Below are 16,402 nucleotides of genomic sequence, written 5' to 3'. Positions count from 1 at the left end.
AGATGGGGACCCTGTGATGAGCGAGAAGGCTCGCAAGCTGTTCGACGCGCTCGATCTGAACGAGGACGGCCGGCTGACGCGGTTCGAGGTGATCGATGCGTTGCGGTCGAAGGGGCCGACGCTGGCGGCGCGGGGGGATTTGCCGTTCTGGGGGCTGGGGGATGCGGATGCGTCGTCCGCTTTGTTCGATGCCGCGGATGCGAACGGGGACGAGGAGTTGTCGTTCGAGGAGTTCGCGGCGGTGGTGGATCGGCGTTTCGGCTGGTAGCCGGCGGGGCCGGGGCGCGGTGACCGCGTCGGGCGGGCGCTTGGCGGGTGCCCGACGCGGTGCGTGTGGTGCGTGTGGTGCTGGAGCCGCGGCTGCCGCGGCGGGCGGTCAGCGGACGGCGTCGCCGATGTGGTGGATCCGGACGAGATTGGTGGATCCGGTGACGCCGGGGGGTGAGCCTGCGGTGATGACGACGGTGTCGCCGGGGATGCAGCGGCCGATGCGCAGGAGTTCTTCTTCGACTTGGGCGACCATGGCGTCGGTGGATTCGACGTGGGGGCCGAGGAAGGTTTCGACGCCCCAGGTGAGGTTGAGCTGGGAGCGGGTGGCGGGGTCGGGGGTGAAGGCGAGGAGGGGGATGGGTGAGCGGTAGCGGGAGAGTCGGCGGACGGTGTCGCCGCTCTGGGTGAAGGCGACGAGGAATTTGGCGTCGAGGAAGTCGCCCATTTCGGCGGCTGCGCGGGCGACGGCGCCGCCTTGGGTGCGGGGTTTGTTGCGTTCGGTGAGTGGGGGGAGGCCCTTGGCGAGGATGTCTTCTTCGGCGGCTTCGACGATGCGGGACATGGTGCGGACGGTTTCGATGGGGTATTTGCCGACGCTGGTTTCGCCGGAGAGCATGACGGCGTCGGTGCCGTCGATGACGGCGTTGGCGACGTCGGAGGCTTCGGCGCGGGTGGGGCGGGAGTTGTCGATCATCGAGTCGAGCATCTGGGTGGCGACGATGACGGGTTTGGCGTTGCGCTTGGCGAGTTTGACGGCGCGCTTTTGGACGATGGGGACTTGTTCGAGGGGCATTTCGACGCCGAGGTCTCCGCGGGCGACCATGATGCCGTCGAAGGCGGCGACGATCTCGTCGATGTTGTCGACGGCCTGAGGCTTTTCGATCTTGGCGATGACGGGGAGGCGTCGGCCTTCTTCGTCCATGATGCGGTGGACGTCTTGGATGTCGTGGCCGCTGCGGACGAAGGAAAGGGCGATGACGTCGGCGCCGGTGCGCAGGGCCCAGCGGAGGTCTTCGATGTCCTTTTCGGAGAGTGCGGGGACGGAGACGGCGACGCCGGGGAGGTTGAGTCCCTTGTGGTCGGAGACCATGCCGCCTTCGATGACGGTGGTGTGGACGCGGGGGCCGTCGATGGCGGTGACTTCGAGGGTGACGCGGCCGTCGTCGACGAGGATGCGTTCGCCGGTGGTGACGTCGGTGGCGAGGCCTTTGTAGGTGGTGCCGCAGGTGTGGCGGTCGCCTTGGTGGTCTTCGACGGTGATGGTGAATTCGTCGCCGCGTTCAAGGAGTACGGGGCCTTCGCGGAAGCGGCCGAGGCGGATCTTCGGGCCTTGAAGGTCGGCGAGGATGCCGACACTGCGGCCGGTCTCGTCGGAGGCCTTGCGTACGCGCTGGTAGCGCTCCTCGTGTTCGGCGTAGGTGCCGTGGCTGAGGTTGAGGCGGGCGATGTCCATTCCGGCTTCGACCAGGGCTTTGATCTGGTCGTATGAGTCGGTGGCGGGGCCCAGGGTACATACGATTTTAGCTCGGCGCATGGGGCGAGCGTATTCCCCTACCTGCGGGTAGGTAATCGCTTCCGGGTGTCCTCTCAACAACCTTTGAGCAAAAGGTTGTTGACAACTGTTGAATGTGCATGGGGGTGCTCTGATGAGCACCCCCGCGGCACGTCTCGGGGGCTGTTTCAGAGCTGGGGCGGGGTCATGGTGAAGCGGGCGTTCACTTGGGCGTAGACGGTCTGGCGCTGGGGTTCGAGGTCGAGGGGCGGGGCTCCGGCGTCCTCGGCGGCGCTGAAGGCCATGGTGCGCATGCCGCCGCCTTGTGCGGAGGGGAAGGGGGCGGCGTTCTCGGCGCCGAGGTCGGCGAGTTCGACGAGGGCGGCGAGGCGGGCGCCGAGGGCTTCGGCGTATTCGCGGGCGCGCTGGACGGCTTCGAGTACGGCTTGGCGGCGGGCTTCGCCGTGGGCGGGTGAGGTGGGGCGCAGGGCCCACCAGGGGCCGTCGACCTGGGTGAGGTCGAGGTCGGCGAGACGGGTGGTGAGTTCGCCGAGTGCGGTGAAGTCGCTGAGTTCGGCGGTGATGTGGACGCGGCCGTGGTAGGCGCGGACGCGTTCGGCGCGGCCGTGGCGGGTGAGTTCGGGGGTGATGGAGAAGGCGCCGGTTTCGAGTTTTTCGACGGGGTCGCCGTAGCTCTTGATGAGGTCGAGGACGGTGTTGTTGCGGCGGGTGAGGTCGTCGAGGGCGGTGCGGCGGTCGGTGCCGCGGGCGCTGACGGTGATGCCGATGCGGGCGATTTCGGGGTCGACTTCGAGGCGGGCTTCGCCGCGGACGGCGACGCGGGGTACTTCGGGGGTTCCGTAGGGCTGGTGGGTTGCGTCGTGCGGTGCGTCCTGGGTCATGGCTTCACTGTCGCACTGTGGGTGAGAATCTACGCGCGTTGTTCACGCCTCTGAAGGGGAGATGGCATGGCGTTCGACCGTAGGGCTTTTCTTGGGACGACGGCTGCGACGGGTGCGGCCGTGGCGTTGGCGGGGGCTGCGGCTGCTCCGGCGGCGGCTGCTCCGGCGGCTGCTCCGGCGGCTGCGGGCCGGCCGGGGCCGCGTACGTACGCGTTCACGGTGATGGGGACGACCGATCTGCACGGGAACGTCTTCAACTGGGACTACTTCACGGACCGGGAGTTCGACGACAAGGCGCACAACGATGTGGGTCTGGCGAAGATATCGACGCTGGTGGAGCAGGTGCGGGCGGAGAAGGGGCGGCGCAATACGCTGCTGATCGACGCGGGTGACACGATCCAGGGGACGCAGCTTTCGTACTACTACGCGAAGGTGGATCCGATCACGGCGCGGCGGGGGCCGGTCCATCCGATGGCGCAGGCGATGAACGCGATCGGCTATGACGCGGCGGCGCTGGGGAACCACGAGTTCAACTACGGGATTCCGGTGTTGCGGAAGTTCGAGGAGCAGTGTGATTTTCCGCTGCTGGGGGCGAACGCGCTGGATGCGAGGACGCTGCGGCCGGCGTTCGCGCCGTACAGCATGCACCGGCTGCGCACGCCGTGCGGGCGGGACGTGAGGGTGGCGGTGCTGGGGCTGACGAATCCTGGTATCGCGTTGTGGGACAAGGCGAACGTGCAGGGGAAGATGACGTTCCCGGGGTTGGAGGAGCAGGCGGCGAAGTACGTGCCGAAGCTGCGTTCGATGGGTGCCGACGTGGTGATCGTGTCGGCGCATTCGGGTTCGAGCGGGACGTCTTCGTACGGGGATCAGCTGCCGTACGTGGAGAACGCGGCGGCGTTGGTGGCGGAGCAGGTGCCGGGGATCGACGCGATCCTGGTGGGGCACGCGCACACGGAGATCCCGGAGTACCGGGTGAAGAACACGGCGACGGGCCGGGACGTGGTGCTGTCGGAGCCGCTCAAGTGGGGTCAGCGGCTGACGTTGTTCGACTTCGAGCTGGTGTGGGCGAAGGGCCGCTGGTCGGTGGCGAAGGTCGCGGCGCGGGTGTTGAACTCGAATGCGGTGGCGGAGGATCCGAAGATCACGCGGCTGTTGTCGGACGAGCACCGCAAGGTCGTGGCGTATGTGAACCAGGTGATCGGTACGTCGACGCAGGCGATGTCGGCGGCCGAGGGGCCGGTGAAGGACGTGGCGATCATCGATCTGATCAACCACGTGCAGGCGGAGACGGTGCGGGCGGCGCTGTCGGGTTCGGAGTGGGCGGGGCTGCCGGTGGTTTCGCAGGCTTCGTGTTTCTCGCGTACGGCGGCGATTCCGGCGGGGCGGGTGACGATCCGGGACGCCGCGGGCCTGTATCCGTTCGAGAACACGCTGGAGGCGCGGCTGCTGACGGGTGCGCAGCTGAAGGAGTATCTGGAGTATTCGGCGCGGTACTTCGTGCGGACGGCGCCGGGTGAGGTGGTGGATCCGGCGAAGCTGACGAACGCGGAGGGCGTTCCGGATTACAACTACGACGCCTTGTACGGGTTCGCGTATGACATCGATGTGGCGCGGCCGGTGGGTTCGCGGATCGTGGGGTTGTCGTTCGAGGGGAAGCCGGTGGATCCGGCGGGGCGGTTCGTGTTGGCGGTGAACAACTACCGGGCCTCGGGTGGCGGGAATTTCCCGCATGTGCCGCAGGCCAGGCAGTTGTGGGCGGACTCGGACGAGATCCGTAACACGATCATCCAGTGGGTGAAGGCGAAGGGGACGCTGGATCCGGCGGGGTTCGCTTCGGTGTCGTGGCGGTTGACGCGGGAGGGTGTGCCGGTGTTCTAGGCCGCTTCGGTTGTCAGGGGTGTTCGACCAGGGGGAGCAGTTCGCCGGCGGGTTGTGGGCGGGGGTGCTCCCGCTGTTCGAGGCCGAAGGTGGTGAAGGCGGTGCGGGCGGGCTGGGGGTAGGGCTCTTTGCCCGTGAGCGTGTTCAGGATGGCGGCGCTGCGCCAGGCGGCGAGGCCGAGGTCGGGGGTTCCGACGCCGTGGGTGTGGCGTTCGCCGTTCTGGACGAAGATGCTGCCGGTGACGGCGGGGTCGGTGATCATCCGGTAGCGGTCGTCGATGCGGGGGCGGCCGGAGGAGTCTTTGCGCAGGTAGGGGTCGAGGCCTGCGAGGAGGCTGGTGAGGGGGCGTTCGCGGTAGCCGGTGGCGAGGACGACGGCGTCGGTGGTGAGGCGGGAGCGGGTGCCCTGGTCGGTGTGTTCGAGGTGGAGTTCGACTTTGGTGGTGGCGACGCGGCCGGCGGTGCGGACGTTGACTCCGGGGGTGAGGACGGCGTCGGGCCAGCCGCCGCCCAGGGTGCGCCGGTAGAGCTCGTCGTGGATGGCGGCGATGGTGTCGGTGTCGATGCCCTTGTGGAGTTGCCATTGGGCGGGGACGAGCTTGTCGCGGACGGGTTCGGGCAGGGCGTGGAAGTAGCGGGTGTAGTCGGGGGTGAAGTGTTCGAGGCCGAGCTTGGAGTACTCCATGGGGGCGAAGGAGGGGGTGCGGGCGAGCCAGGTGAGGCGTTCGCGGCCGGCGGGGCGGGCGCGCAGGAGGTCGAGGAAGACTTCGGCGCCGGACTGGCCTGATCCGATGACGGTGACGTGTTCGGCGCCGAGGATGCGCTGTCGGTTGTCGAGGTAGTCGGCGGAGTGGATGACGGGGACGGTGGGGGCTTCGGCGAGGGGGCGCAGGGGTTCGGGGATGTAGGGGGCGGTGCCGATGCCGAGGGCGAGGTGTCGGGTGTGGGTGCGGCCGAGGGCTTCGGCTTCGCCGTTGGGGTCGAGTTGGGTGAAGTCGACTTCGAAGAGGTCGCGTTCGGGGTTCCAGCGGACGGCGTCGACCTGGTGGCCGAAGTGGAGGCCGGGGATGCGGCCGGCGACCCAGCGGCAGTAGGCGTCGTATTCGGCGCGTTGGATGTGGAACTGCTCGGCGAAGTAGAAGGGGTAGAGCCGTTCCTTGTGCTTGAGGTAGTTGAGGAAGCTCCAGGGGCTGGCCGGGTCGGCGAAGGTGACCAGGTCGGCGAGGAAGGGGACTTGGAGGGTGGCGCCTTCGAGGAGGAGTCCGGGGTGCCAGCGGAAGTCGCGGCGCTGGTCGTAGAAGGCGGTGGCGAGTTCGCCTGCTCCTTGGTGCGGCAGGCCGTGGGCGAGGGCCGCGAGGGACAGGTTGAAGGGGCCGATGCCGATTCCGACGAGGTCGTGGGGGGCTTCGGGGTGGGCGGCGGTCATCGGTGGGTGCTGCCTTCCAGGAGGGCGATGAGGGTGTCCAGGTCTGCCGCGGTGGTGTGCGGGTTGAGCAGGGTGGCTTTGAGCCAGAGGCGGCCGTCGGCGTGGGTGCGGCCGACGACGGCGCGGCCTTGGTGCAGGAGGGTGCGGCGCAGGGTGGCGACCTGGGTGTCATCGGCGTGGGTGGGCCGGAAGAGCACGGTGGTGAGGGTGGGGTGTGCGTGGAGGGTGAAGCGGGGGTGGGTGTCGAGGCGGTCGGCGAGGTGGTGGGCGGTGTCGAGGGTGCGGTCGATGAGTGCGGTGAGGCCGTCGCGGCCGAGGGCGCGGAGCGTGGTGGCGATCTTGAGCGCGTCGGGGCGGCGGGTGGTGCGCAGGGAGCGGCCGAGGAGGTCGGGGAGGCCGGCTTCGGTGTCGTCGGGGGCGTTGAGGTAGTCGGCCTGGTGGGCGAGGGGGGCCAGCAGGGCGGTGTCGGGGACGGCGAGGAGTCCGGCGGGGACGGGCTGCCAGCCGAGTTTGTGCAGGTCGATGGTGAGGGACGTGGCTCGGGCGAGGCCGGCGACCTTGTGGCGGTGGCGGGGGGTGAGGGCGAGGAGTCCGCCGTAGGCGGCGTCGATGTGGAGGTCGGCGCGGTGGTGGTCGCAGAGGTCGGCGATGTGGTGGAGGGGGTCGATGAGTCCGGCGTCGGTGGTGCCGGCGGTGGCGGTGACGAGGACGGGGCCGGGGGTGGTGGCGAGGGCTTGGGCGAGGTCGGCGGGGTCGAGGACACCGGTGGGGGTGGGGAGTTCGGTGGCCGGGGGGAGGCCGAGGAGCCAGGCGGCGCGGGGGATGGAGTGGTGGGCGTTGGCTCCGTGCAGGACGGTGAGGTGGGGGCCGTGGCGTTCGCGGGCGAGGAGCAGGGCGAGTTGGTTGGCTTCGGTGCCGCCGGTGGTGACGAGGGCGTCGGGGTGGGGGGTGTCGTAGAACTCGGCGGCGAGGGTGCGGGTGAGGAGGGCTTCGACGGCGGAGGCGGCGGGGGCCTGGTCCCAGGAGTCGAGGGAGGGGTTGAGGGCGCTGGCGGCGAGGTCCGCGGCGGCGGCGACGGCCAGTGGGGGGCAGTGCAGGTGGGCTGCGCAGAGGGGGTCGGCGGGGTCGGCGGCGCCGGCGGCGAGGGTGTGCACGAGGGTGCGGAGCGCTTCGTGGTCTCCGGTTCCGTGGGCGGGGAGTACGTCGCCCAGTGCGGCGCGGACGCGGGCGGCCTGGGTGTCGGGGCCGCCGGCCGGGAGGGGGCCGCCGCGTTCCTCGGCTCCGGTGCGGAGGGCTTCGAGGACGGTGTCGAGGAGGGGGCGCAGGGCTGCGGGGCCGTGGGGTCCGCCGGCGAGCGGGGGCGGGGTGCCGGGCGGCGGCGTGCCGGGCGGCGCTGTCATCGGGACCTCCGGGGGCTGGCCGGGTGCGGTGTTGGGCACCCGGCCAGTACAACGATCAGACCCGAATGGGGTAACCGCCGGGGTTTGTCCGAATCGGACCTCCTCCCCTGCGGGGGCCCTGCGGGCTGGCTCGGCCGGTGGGTTGCCGGGGCGGGGCCGGAGCTGGGGGCAGGGGTGGGCCGAAGCCGGGGTGGGCCGGTGGCGGGGGCGGGGTGGGGTGCCGTCCGGGACTGCATGATTTATGGCGCCTTGGGCGGATCTGCTCGTACGGCCTGAGCGGGCGCCAACAAATCACGTTTTACGTCCCGGACAGCACCCCACCCCGCCCCCGCCACCGGCCCGGCGGGGCTTCGAGGGGGGCACGCCCCGGGCCGGGGTCGGGGGCGGGACGGGGTGTCGGCCGGGACGTAAAACGTGATTTGTGGCGTGATATCGGGTTGTACAGGCCGGTTCGGGTGGGGCGCCCTACATCATGCAGTCCCGGACGGCACCCCGTCCCGCCCCCGGCCCCGGACCCCGTTCTGGCTAGGCCTCCGCAGCGGACCGGCGGACCCGAAGCGCGCGGTCGAGGTCGTCCAGCTGGTCGACCAACTTGCGGCGGAGGAGGGGGAGGATGTCGGGGTCGGTGAGGCAGGTGTGGCCTGCCTGGAGGTTGGCCTCGTCGATGGCGTACGCGGGGAACGCCCAGCGGCCGGCGGCTTCGCCGATGGCGGGGCCTCGGCGGGCGGCCAGGGCTACGGCGTCCGGGTAGAAGCGGGGTACGTATGCGCGTACGAGGTCGGCCTGTTCGGGCTGCCAGAAGCCCTGGGCGGTGGCGGTGAAGAGGTAGTTGGAGAGGGTGTCGTCGTGGAAGAGGCGGGTCCAGGCGGCGGCCTTGGCCTCGGGGGTGGGGAGGGCGGCTCGGCAGCGGGCCGCGCCTTCCTGGCCGGTGGCGCTGGGGTCGGCGGCGAGGGCGGCGTCGACGTCGCTTTCGGTGACGGCGCCGAGGACGCTGAGGCGGGAGAGGATGCGCCAGCGCAGTTCGGGGTCGAGTGACGGGCCGCCGGGGACGGTGTCGTCGGCGAGCCAGGCGGCGATGGTGTCGGGCTGGGTGGCGCTGTCGACGAGGGTGCGTACGGCGGTCAGCCGCATGCCGGGTTCCGAGCCGTCCTCGGTGCGCCGGAGCAGGTCGCGGGCGATGGCGGTGAGGGTGGCGAGGGCGGCGGTCCGCTCGTCGGGGGCGACGTAGCGGGCGGCGATCTGGGTGCGGGCGAAGGTGAAGACGCCCTGGACGATGGCGAGGTCGTTCTCCTCGGGCAGGTGGGCCTCGGCGGTCGCCAGGTAGTCGTGCGGGTCGAGTTCGCCGTCGCGGACCATGTCGCGCAGGGAGTTCCAGACGACGGCGCGGGTGAGGGCGTCGGGGATGCCGGAGAGGCCGCGCAGGACCGTTTCGAGGGATTTCTCGTCGAGCCGGACCTTGGCGTAGGTGAGGTCGGCGTCGTTGAGGACGAGGAGCGCGGGGCGGGGCCCGGTGACGGAGACGACCTCGTCGGAGGGGACGTCGAGGTCGAGGAGTTCGCGCAGTTCCAGGATGCGGCCGTCGACGGGGTCGCGGTCGTAGACGCCTACGGCGATGTGGTGGGGGCGGCTGCCGTGGCGGTCGACGGTGAGGGTCCAGCCGGGTGCGCTGTCGGGGCGGCCCTCGGACTCCTCGACGCGGGGGGTGAGGGTGTCGATTCCGGTGGTGCGCAGCCAGATGTCGGCCCAGGCGTGGACATCGCGTTCGGTGTGGGCGGCGAGGGAGTCGACGAAGTCGGCGAGGGAGGCGTTGGCGAACTTGTGGCGGGTGAAGTGGGTGTTGATGCCGGCGAGGAAGTCCTTCTCGCCGAGCCAGGCGACGAGCTGGCGCAGGGCGGAGGCGCCCTTGGCGTAGGAGATGCCGTCGAAGTTGAGGAGGGCGGAGGCGGTGTCGGGGACGTCTTCGGGGGCGGGGGCGACGGGGTGGGTGGAGGGGCGCTGGTCGGCGTCGTAGCCCCAGGCCTTGCGGGAGACGCCGAATTCGGTCCAGGTGTCGGTGAAGCGGGTGGCTTCGGTGAGGGTCTGGTAGCCCATGTATTCGGCGAAGGACTCGTTGAGCCAGATGTCGTCGAACCAGGCGAGGGTGACGAGGTCGCCGAACCACATGTGGGCCATCTCGTGGGCGATGACCATGGCGCGGGTCTGGCGTTCGGTGTCGGTGACGGCGGAGCGGTAGATGAACTCGTCGCGGAAGGTGACCAGGCCCGGGTTCTCCATGGCTCCGGCGTTGAACTCGGGTACGAAGGCCTGGTCGTAGGAGTCGAACGGGTAGGGCTCGGTGAACTTCTCCTGGTACCGGTCGAAGCAGTCCTTGGTGAGGGAGATGATCTCGTCGGCGTCGGTGTCGAGGTGGGGGGCGAGGGACTGGCGGCAGTGGATGCCGAAGGGCAGTCCGGCGTGTTCGGTGGTCACGCTGTGCCAGGGGCCTGCGGCGACGGCGGCGAGGTAGGTGGAGATGAGGGGGGTGGGGGCGGATCGCCAGATGCCGGCGCCGTCCGCTTCGCGGGCGGCGGTGCGGGTGGTGATGCCGTTGGCGAGGACGGTCCAGTGCGCGGGGGCGGTGACGGTGAACTCGAAGACGGCCTTGAGGTCGGGCTGGTCGAAGGCCGGGAAGACGCGCTGGACGTCGTCCATGAACATCTGGCTGTAGACGTACGTCTCCCCGTCCGCGGGGTCGGTGAAGCGGTGCAGGCCCTCGCCGGTGCGGGAGTAGCGCATGCGGGTGTCCAGGCGCAGCTCGTGGGGGCCTTCGGCGAGGCCGGTGAGGGGGAGCCGGTTGTCGTCGAGGGCGGCCGGGTCGAGGGGGTGGCCGTCGAGCGTGGCGGAGCGCAGTTCGTCCGGTTTCAGCTCCAGGAAGGTGTCTCCGGTGGTGCGGGCGGTGAACCGGATGACGGTGGTGGAGTCGAAGGTGTCGTCGCCGGTGGTGAGGTCAAGGGCGACGGCGTAGTGGTGGACGTCGAGGAGCTGGGCTCGGAGCTGCGCTTCGTTGCGCCTGAGTGCGGACATGGGGCCCATGCTGCCGCACGGTCCGGCCGGGCCCCAGCGCGTTTCGCCGGTGCCGTGGCCTGGAGGGTCGGGCGGGCGCCGCGGCCCGGTGGGTCTGCCGGGTCGCGGCGCGGGGCTCAGGACTGGTCTTCGGCGGCCGCGATGGTCTCGTGGTGGCGGATGACCTCGGCGATGATGAAGTTGAGGAGCTTTTCGGCGAAGGCCGGGTCGAGTTTGGCGTTTCCGGCGAGCTGGCGCAGCCGGGCGATCTGGCTGGCCTCGCGGCCGGGGTCGGCCGGGGGGAGCTGGTGGCGGGCCTTGAGGTGGCCGACCTGCTGGGTGCACTTGAACCGCTCGGCGAGCATGTGGACCACGGCGGCGTCGATGTTGTCGATGCTGTCCCGCAGGCGGGCGAGTTCGGCGGCGACGTTGTCGTCGATCCCGTTGCCGATCCCGTTGTCGGTGTCGATGTCGTCGCTGTTGTTCATGGTTCCCGAGAATACGTGGCGGGGGCGGGTGGTTCCCCTGGCGGCCGGTCAGTGAGACGGGGTGCGGGCGGGTGGCGCCGGAACCGGTCACAGGGGCAGGATCGCGGTGACGAGCCAGCCGCCTTCGGGGGTGGGGCCGGCGGTGAGGGAGCCGCCGAGGGCTTCGGCGCGCTCGGCCATTCCGGCGAGGCCGTAGCCGCCGCCGCGGGCGTTCTCGGAGAGTTTGGCGGGGTGGCCGCCGTCGTCGGCGATGCGGACTTCGAGGCCGGTGGGGACGGTGCGCAGGCCGATGCGGACGGCGGTGGCGGTGGCGGCGTGTTTGCCGATGTTGGTGAGGGCTTCCAGGACGATGCGGTGGGCGGTGGCGGCGACGTGGCCGGGGAGGCGGGTGTCGAGGCCTTCCTCCACGTAGAGGACGACGGGCGGGCCGGTGCGGGAGAAGCGTGCGGTGAGTTCGCGGATGTCGTCGAGGCCGGCGACGGGGCTGGTGGCGGCGCCGCCGGGTGCGGCTGTGCCGTCTTCGTTCTCGCGGAGGATCTTGACGAGGCGGCGCATGGAGCCGAGGGCTTCGTCGCCGGCGGTTTCGATGCGGCCGAAGATCTCGGCGGCGTGTTCGGCGGAGACGTTGGTGAAGCGGGCGGCGCGGGCCTCGACGACGATGCCGGTGACGTGGTGGGCGACGAGGTCGTGGAGCTCGCGGGCGAGCTCGAGGCGTTCGGCGGTGCGGACGGCGCGGAGGTCGCGTACGCGCTGGCCGGACTGGAGGCGCAGGAGGAGGGAGTAGGCGGTGACGACGACGGTCAGGACGGAGAAGAGCAGGGTGAAGCGGCCGGGGTCGGTGTCGCGTACGGGTGTGGCCATGCAGCCGAGGCCGAGGAGGGGGCCGAGGACGGCGGCGGTGCGGGCGGGGGCGCGGAGCAGGATCTGGGAGAGCAGGAAGAGCAGGGCGATGGCCTCGCCGCCGCCCCAGACGACGAGGGGGTGGTCGCCGAGGGTGAGGAGGAGGGTGGCGGTCCAGGTGACGGCGGCGGCGAACCAGGCGCGGGCGAGGAGGGGGATGCCGGGCCAGGGCGCTGCGCTGAGGCAGACGAGGATGCCGGATGCCCAGACGACGCCGTGGGGGAGGCTGGGCTGGCGGGCGAGGACGACGCCCTCGAAGGTGACGAGGGAGAGGAGGACGAGGGAGAGGCCGAGGCGGATGGTGGTGGCGGTGTGGGGGTAGCGGCGGGCCCACCCGGTGAGGGGGCTCACCGGGGCCGCCTTGGCCGCGGGGCCGTCGGGGCGGCGGCGGTGACCATGGCTTGGCCGGCTCCCCCGAAGCCGTTGCCCTCGCGGGCGGCGGTGAGCAGCGCCGGGGCGGCTGCGCCGGAGCCGTTGCCCTCGCGGGCGGCGGTGAGCAGCGTCGGGTCGGCTGCGCCGGGGCCGGGGCCGGGGCCGGGGCCGGTGCCGGTGGCGGTGGCGGTGGCGGTGGCGGTGGCGGTGAGCAGCGTCGGGCCGGCTGCGCCGAAGCCGGTGCCGGTGCCGGCGGCGGCGGCGGCGACCAGCGTCGGGGCGGCTGCGCCGGAGCCGGTGCCGGTGGCGGTGAGCAGCGTCGGGCCGGCTGCGCCGGAGCTTCCTGGGGCTCCGCCCCAGACCCCGCGCCTCAAACGCCGGCGAGGCTGAATTTGCCCGCCCCTGGGTTCATGGCTAGGCCGGAAGCAGCCGGTCGGGGGCGCGCCGCAAGGCTGGATCGGGTCGCCTTCGCGTAGACGGCAAGGCCGGGTCTGCCCGGCCGCGTGGGTACGGCGAGGCTGGGTTCGGCCGGGCCGGGGCGCGCCGCGGAGCGGGACTGGCCCGTCCCGGCGGGCGGGGACGGGGGCCGGGTGGGATCGGGTGGGGTCCGGGGTGGGGTGGGTCGGGGGGCGGGTCACGTCGGGTTGGTGGCCAGGCCGCTTTCCCAGGCCCAGGCGGCGATTTCGACGCGGTTGCGGGCGTCGAGTTTGGCCTGGACGTTGGCCAGGTGGGTTTTGACCGTGGACAGGGAGACGTAGAGCTCGGCGGCGATCTCGGCGTTGGTGAGGCCGCGCGCGAGGCAGCGTACGACTTCCCGCTCCCGCTCCGTGAGCGGTTCCGCGGGGCGGCGGGCCTGGGCGGCCGGGGTGCGGGGGGCCATTTCGCGCAGCAGCCGGACGGTGATGGCGGGCGAGACGAGCGAGTCGCCGACGGCGGCGGCGCGGACCGCTTCAACCAGCATGGCCGGGCTGGCGTCTTTCAGGAGGAAGCCGGACGCTCCCCCGTGGAGCGCCGCGTGGACGTATTCGTCGAGGTCGAAGGTGGTGACGATGACGATGCGCGGGATGTCCTGGCCGGAGAGCCGGCGGGTGACCTCGAGGCCGTCGAGCTTCGGCATGCGGATGTCGAGGAGCAGGACGTCGGGCCGGTGCTCGGCGACGGCCGCGAGGGCCGCTTCGCCGTCGACGACGTCGGCGACGACCTCGATGTCCGGCTGGCTCTCGAGGATCATCCTGAATCCGGTCCTGACCATCTCCTGGTCGTCCGCGATGACCACTCTGATCGCCATGCGCTGCCTGCCCCACTGTCGCCCGCTGCCGCCTCCGCTTCCTTCCCATGGGACCGGTGCGCGCGTCGGCCCGCAACCGCACACGGGTCCATCGGGCGGTACTGCTGCCGCCGACGATACGGATGTGCGGGGTGCGGGGCCTCGTCCTTCCGGCCGGTTTTCGCCGGGCCGGAAGGACGAGGGGGCGGTGCGGGTGCTACATGCCTGCCGCGGCGCTCTTGATCGCGGCGGCGAAGGTGGAGACCTCGGTGTAGACGCCGGGGTAGTCGGGCCGTGCGCAGCCCTCGCCCCAGCTGACTATGCCGACCTGGATCCAGGCGTTCGCGTTGTCGCGGCGGAACATGGGGCCGCCGGAGTCACCCTGGCAGGTGTCGACGCCGCCCTGGGCGTAGCCGGCGCAGATCTCCTCGCTGGGGACGAGGGAGCTGCCGTACGAGGCCTGGCAGCTGGCGTCGGAGACGAAGGGGACGGTGGCCTTCATCAGGTAGCGCTGCTGGCCGCCGCCTTCGCGGGTGGCGCCCCAGCCGGCGACGGTGAAGGTGCCGTTGTCGTACTGCTTGGTCTCGGCGATCTTGAGGGTGGGCAGGTTGATGGGCTTGGCGAGCTTGATGAGGGCCCAGTCCTTGCCGGTGCCGTTGTAGCCGGGGGCGCGCAGGACCTTGGTGGACTTGACCTTGATGGCGCTGGAGCTGTTGAGGTCGACGACTCCGGCGGTGGCGGTGATGGAGGTGTTGTTGCCGGAGGCGCCCACGCAGTGGGCGGCGGTGAGGACGATCTGCTGGGTGTAGAGGGCGCCGCCGCAGCCCATGGAGAGGCGGACCATGAAGGGGAATTCGCCCTGGGCGGCGCGGGTGCCGCCGACGACGGGGGCCGGGCCTGCGCTGGCGGTGCCGGGCTGGAGGCTGACGGCCGCGAGGGCGACGGCGCCGACGGCGACGGTGCGCTTCATGAACCGCACGAGGGTAGACACAGTCAACACACTGCCTTTCGTGGGGGGTTGGGCTGTGCGCGTCATTGGGTGAATGACGAGTCCATGACACATCCGATGTATGGCGGACATCAAGAACGTGTTTTCGGACAATTTCTCGCCCAGGGGGCGGCATGACGGAGAACAGCAGGCACAGCAGCCCGGTGGAGCACGGATTTCCGCACCTGGAGACGGTCCGCGCCTCGATCACGGCACTGTTCCGCCGGCTGGCCCCCGAAGGGATCCGGGCCTACGACACGAGCTTCGCCCCGGCGGACGCGGCCTTCGGCCGGGACGAGGACCTGCACCTGGGGGCCCACCGGGTGGCCTCCGCGATGGTGCGCGCCCTGCGGCTGCCCGACGCGCGCATGGTGGTCGCCTTCCGGCCGATGCGGGACGCGGCGACGGTGGAACTGGCCGCGGGACCCGAGTACTTCGTCGAGGTCAACGACCGCTTCCGGACACACCGCCGCGACCTGGCGGCCGCACTGGCCCACGAGGTGACCCACGTCCTGCTGCACCGCCTGGACCTGCGCCTGCCCACCACCGGGGAGAACGAGATCCTCACCGACACCGCCGCCGCCTTCCTCGGCGCCGGCTGGCTGCTGCTCGACGCCTACCGCGAGGACGCGCTCACCCACCAGAAGCTCGGCTACCTCACCCCGGAGGAGTTCGGCTACGTCCTGGCCCGGCGCGCGGACCTGTTCGGCGAGGACCCCGCCACCTGGTTCAGCAGTCCGCAGGCGTACGAGGCCTACGTGCGCGGCCGCGACCTGGCCGGGCGGGAGCGGCGCCGGCCCCCGCTGGCCGCCGCCTCCGCGCAGGCCCGGCGCCGGTACGCGAAGGCCCTGCGCACCGGGACTCCCCCGCCGGACGGGTCGGCGTACCGCTTCGAGCCCGGCGGGGCCGGGCCGCTGGTGAGCTTCCCGTGCCCGGTGTGCGGGCAGCGGCTGCGGCTGCCGGTGCGCGGGCCGCTCAGGGCTCGGTGCGGGCTGTGCCGCACGGTGCTGGAGTGCGTCACCTAGGGCCGGTACGGCGGGAGTTCACTGCCCTCCGGGGCGATTCACCTTGATCCGTCACGATTCACCGCCCGGCCACAAAAAGTTTCCTACCGGCCAGTAGACATGGAGGCGGATCTGGCCAACTCTGGTCGCGTCCATGCCAATTGCGACCACAGGAGCGCCCCCACATGCTCAGTACCCGCCGCACCCGCACGACCCGCACCGCCGCCGCCGGCGTGGCCGTCGCCGCCGCCGTCATGACCCTGCTGCCCGCCACCGCCGCCGAGGCGGCGCCGGCTCCGGCCGCCGCCACCGCATCGGTTTCGGCCTCGGCGCCCGGCGGCAACGCGGCCATCCTCGGCATCGACTACGCCACCTGGCAGCGGGACGTCGCCACCGTCATCGACGCGGTCCGCCCGACGATCGAGCGGCGCATCGCCGCCTCGCCCGCCGGCGAGAAGCCCGCGATCGTGCTCGACATCGACAACAGCTCGCTGGAGACGGACTTCCACTGGTTCTGGACCTTCCCGACCCCCGCGATCTCCAAGGTCCGCGAGCTGACCCGGTACGCAAACGAGCGCGGCGTGGCGATCTTCTTCGTCACCGCCCGGCCCGGGATCATCTACTCCCTCACCGAGCGGAACCTGAAGTCGGTCGGCTACCCGGTCTCGGGCCTGTACGTCCGTGACCTGCCCGACCTCTTCGACGAGGTCAGCACGTACAAGACCGGCAAGCGGGCCGAGATCGAGGGCCGCGGGTACACGATCATCGCGAACATCGGGAACAACCAGAGCGACCTGGTCGGCGGCCACGCCGAGCTCACCGTCAAGCTGCCGGACTACGGCGGCAAGCTGTCCTGACCCACCGCACGCGTACGGCCCCGGCGGGGCCGGTCGCGCAGCCGGGCCGGGCCGGTCGCGCCGGGCCGGTCGCGCCGGGCCGGTCGCGCCGGGCCGGTCGCGCCGGGCCGGTC

Annotated in this window: 14 protein-coding genes; 4 read left to right on the top strand and 10 right to left on the bottom strand. The window is 71.5% G+C overall.

The genetic code is table 11. From position 1 onward, the window contains the following. Positions 1 to 16 precede the first annotated feature (16 nt). Positions 17 to 268: an EF-hand domain-containing protein gene (locus tag ACFWP3_RS32985; RefSeq protein ID WP_384228409.1), complete on the top strand. Its 252-nt coding sequence runs from the start codon at positions 17 to 19 to the stop codon at positions 266 to 268. Between the two features lie 108 nt (positions 269 to 376). On the opposite strand, the gene pyk is transcribed toward ACFWP3_RS32985, so the two are convergent. Beyond that, positions 377 to 1,804: a pyruvate kinase gene (gene pyk / locus ACFWP3_RS32980; protein WP_384228407.1), complete on the bottom strand. Its 1,428-nt coding sequence runs from the start codon at positions 1,802 to 1,804 to the stop codon at positions 377 to 379. 146 nt (positions 1,805 to 1,950) lie between these two features. Further along, positions 1,951 to 2,664 carry an SIMPL domain-containing protein gene (locus ACFWP3_RS32975; RefSeq protein WP_384228405.1) on the bottom strand — a complete coding sequence of 238 codons (714 nt, stop codon included), beginning with the start codon at positions 2,662 to 2,664 and terminating at the stop codon, positions 1,951 to 1,953. A 66-nt stretch (positions 2,665 to 2,730) separates the two neighbouring features. On the opposite strand from ACFWP3_RS32975, the gene ACFWP3_RS32970 reads away from it, so the two are divergent. After that, positions 2,731 to 4,545, top strand: coding sequence for a bifunctional metallophosphatase/5'-nucleotidase (locus ACFWP3_RS32970; protein ID WP_384228403.1), 1,815 nt, complete (start codon positions 2,731 to 2,733; stop codon positions 4,543 to 4,545). A gap of 13 nt (positions 4,546 to 4,558) precedes the next feature. Here ACFWP3_RS32970 and ACFWP3_RS32965 read toward each other — a convergent pair whose 3' ends face one another. The 8 genes from ACFWP3_RS32965 to ACFWP3_RS32930 form a co-directional block, all read right to left on the bottom strand. Continuing rightward, positions 4,559 to 5,971: a lysine N(6)-hydroxylase/L-ornithine N(5)-oxygenase family protein gene (locus ACFWP3_RS32965; RefSeq protein WP_384228401.1), complete on the bottom strand. Its 1,413-nt coding sequence runs from the start codon at positions 5,969 to 5,971 to the stop codon at positions 4,559 to 4,561. Then, positions 5,968 to 7,371 (bottom strand): pyridoxal phosphate-dependent decarboxylase family protein, encoded by a 1,404-nt coding sequence (locus ACFWP3_RS32960; RefSeq protein ID WP_384228399.1) that lies wholly within the window; start codon positions 7,369 to 7,371, stop codon positions 5,968 to 5,970. The genes ACFWP3_RS32965 and ACFWP3_RS32960 overlap by 4 nt, the downstream gene beginning before the upstream one ends. A gap of 525 nt (positions 7,372 to 7,896) precedes the next feature. Further along, positions 7,897 to 10,443 (bottom strand): aminopeptidase N, encoded by a 2,547-nt coding sequence (gene pepN, locus ACFWP3_RS32955; protein ID WP_384228397.1) that lies wholly within the window; start codon positions 10,441 to 10,443, stop codon positions 7,897 to 7,899. Between the two features lie 107 nt (positions 10,444 to 10,550). Next, complete coding sequence (locus tag ACFWP3_RS32950) at positions 10,551 to 10,901, bottom strand: chorismate mutase (RefSeq protein WP_384228395.1); 351 nt, start codon at positions 10,899 to 10,901, stop codon at positions 10,551 to 10,553. An 87-nt stretch (positions 10,902 to 10,988) separates the two neighbouring features. Then, positions 10,989 to 12,152: a sensor histidine kinase gene (locus ACFWP3_RS32945; protein WP_384228393.1), complete on the bottom strand. Its 1,164-nt coding sequence runs from the start codon at positions 12,150 to 12,152 to the stop codon at positions 10,989 to 10,991. Then, positions 12,149 to 12,547, bottom strand: a complete 399-nt coding sequence (locus tag ACFWP3_RS32940) for a hypothetical protein (protein ID WP_384228391.1) — start codon at positions 12,545 to 12,547, stop codon at positions 12,149 to 12,151. Before ACFWP3_RS32940 ends, ACFWP3_RS32945 begins: the two co-directional genes overlap by 4 nt. Positions 12,548 to 12,807: 260 nt before the next feature. Then, positions 12,808 to 13,461 carry a response regulator gene (locus ACFWP3_RS32935; RefSeq protein ID WP_384228389.1) on the bottom strand — a complete coding sequence of 218 codons (654 nt, stop codon included), beginning with the start codon at positions 13,459 to 13,461 and terminating at the stop codon, positions 12,808 to 12,810. Positions 13,462 to 13,657: 196 nt separating this feature from the next. Continuing rightward, on the bottom strand, positions 13,658 to 14,410 hold the full coding sequence (locus ACFWP3_RS32930) for a serine protease (protein ID WP_384228387.1): 753 nt from the start codon (positions 14,408 to 14,410) through the stop codon (positions 13,658 to 13,660). A 152-nt stretch (positions 14,411 to 14,562) separates the two neighbouring features. Between ACFWP3_RS32930 and ACFWP3_RS32925 the strand changes: the two genes are divergently transcribed. Both ACFWP3_RS32925 and ACFWP3_RS32920 read left to right on the top strand, forming a co-directional pair. Then, positions 14,563 to 15,453, top strand: coding sequence for a hypothetical protein (locus ACFWP3_RS32925; protein ID WP_384228385.1), 891 nt, complete (start codon positions 14,563 to 14,565; stop codon positions 15,451 to 15,453). 164 nt (positions 15,454 to 15,617) lie between these two features. Next, complete coding sequence (locus tag ACFWP3_RS32920) at positions 15,618 to 16,289, top strand: HAD family acid phosphatase (RefSeq protein ID WP_384228383.1); 672 nt, start codon at positions 15,618 to 15,620, stop codon at positions 16,287 to 16,289. Positions 16,290 to 16,402: the final 113 nt, after the last annotated feature.

The sequence above is a fragment of the Streptomyces sp. NPDC058525 genome, assembly GCF_042719495.1.
Classification (GTDB): Bacteria; Actinomycetota; Actinomycetes; order Streptomycetales; family Streptomycetaceae; genus Streptomyces.
This window is presented reverse-complemented; position numbering and strand designations above follow the sequence as displayed.

Bases quoted from the DNA above. Each gene is read 5' to 3' on its own strand.
- pepN (WP_384228397.1), bottom strand. From the start codon at position 10,443: ATGGGCCCCATGTCCGCACTCAGGCGCAACGAAGCGCAGCTCCGAGCC.
- ACFWP3_RS32960 (WP_384228399.1), bottom strand. From the start codon at position 7,371: ATGACAGCGCCGCCCGGCACGCCGCCGCCCGGCACCCCGCCCCCGCTC.
- ACFWP3_RS32935 (WP_384228389.1), bottom strand. From the start codon at position 13,461: ATGGCGATCAGAGTGGTCATCGCGGACGACCAGGAGATGGTCAGGACC.
- ACFWP3_RS32985 (WP_384228409.1), top strand. From the start codon at position 17: ATGAGCGAGAAGGCTCGCAAGCTGTTCGACGCGCTCGATCTGAACGAG.
- ACFWP3_RS32925 (WP_384228385.1), top strand. From the start codon at position 14,563: ATGACGGAGAACAGCAGGCACAGCAGCCCGGTGGAGCACGGATTTCCG.
- pyk (WP_384228407.1), bottom strand. From the start codon at position 1,804: ATGCGCCGAGCTAAAATCGTATGTACCCTGGGCCCCGCCACCGACTCA.
- ACFWP3_RS32930 (WP_384228387.1), bottom strand. From the start codon at position 14,410: ATGAAGCGCACCGTCGCCGTCGGCGCCGTCGCCCTCGCGGCCGTCAGC.
- ACFWP3_RS32920 (WP_384228383.1), top strand. From the start codon at position 15,618: ATGCTCAGTACCCGCCGCACCCGCACGACCCGCACCGCCGCCGCCGGC.
- ACFWP3_RS32965 (WP_384228401.1), bottom strand. From the start codon at position 5,971: ATGACCGCCGCCCACCCCGAAGCCCCCCACGACCTCGTCGGAATCGGC.
- ACFWP3_RS32950 (WP_384228395.1), bottom strand. From the start codon at position 10,901: ATGAACAACAGCGACGACATCGACACCGACAACGGGATCGGCAACGGG.
- ACFWP3_RS32970 (WP_384228403.1), top strand. From the start codon at position 2,731: ATGGCGTTCGACCGTAGGGCTTTTCTTGGGACGACGGCTGCGACGGGT.
- ACFWP3_RS32975 (WP_384228405.1), bottom strand. From the start codon at position 2,664: ATGACCCAGGACGCACCGCACGACGCAACCCACCAGCCCTACGGAACC.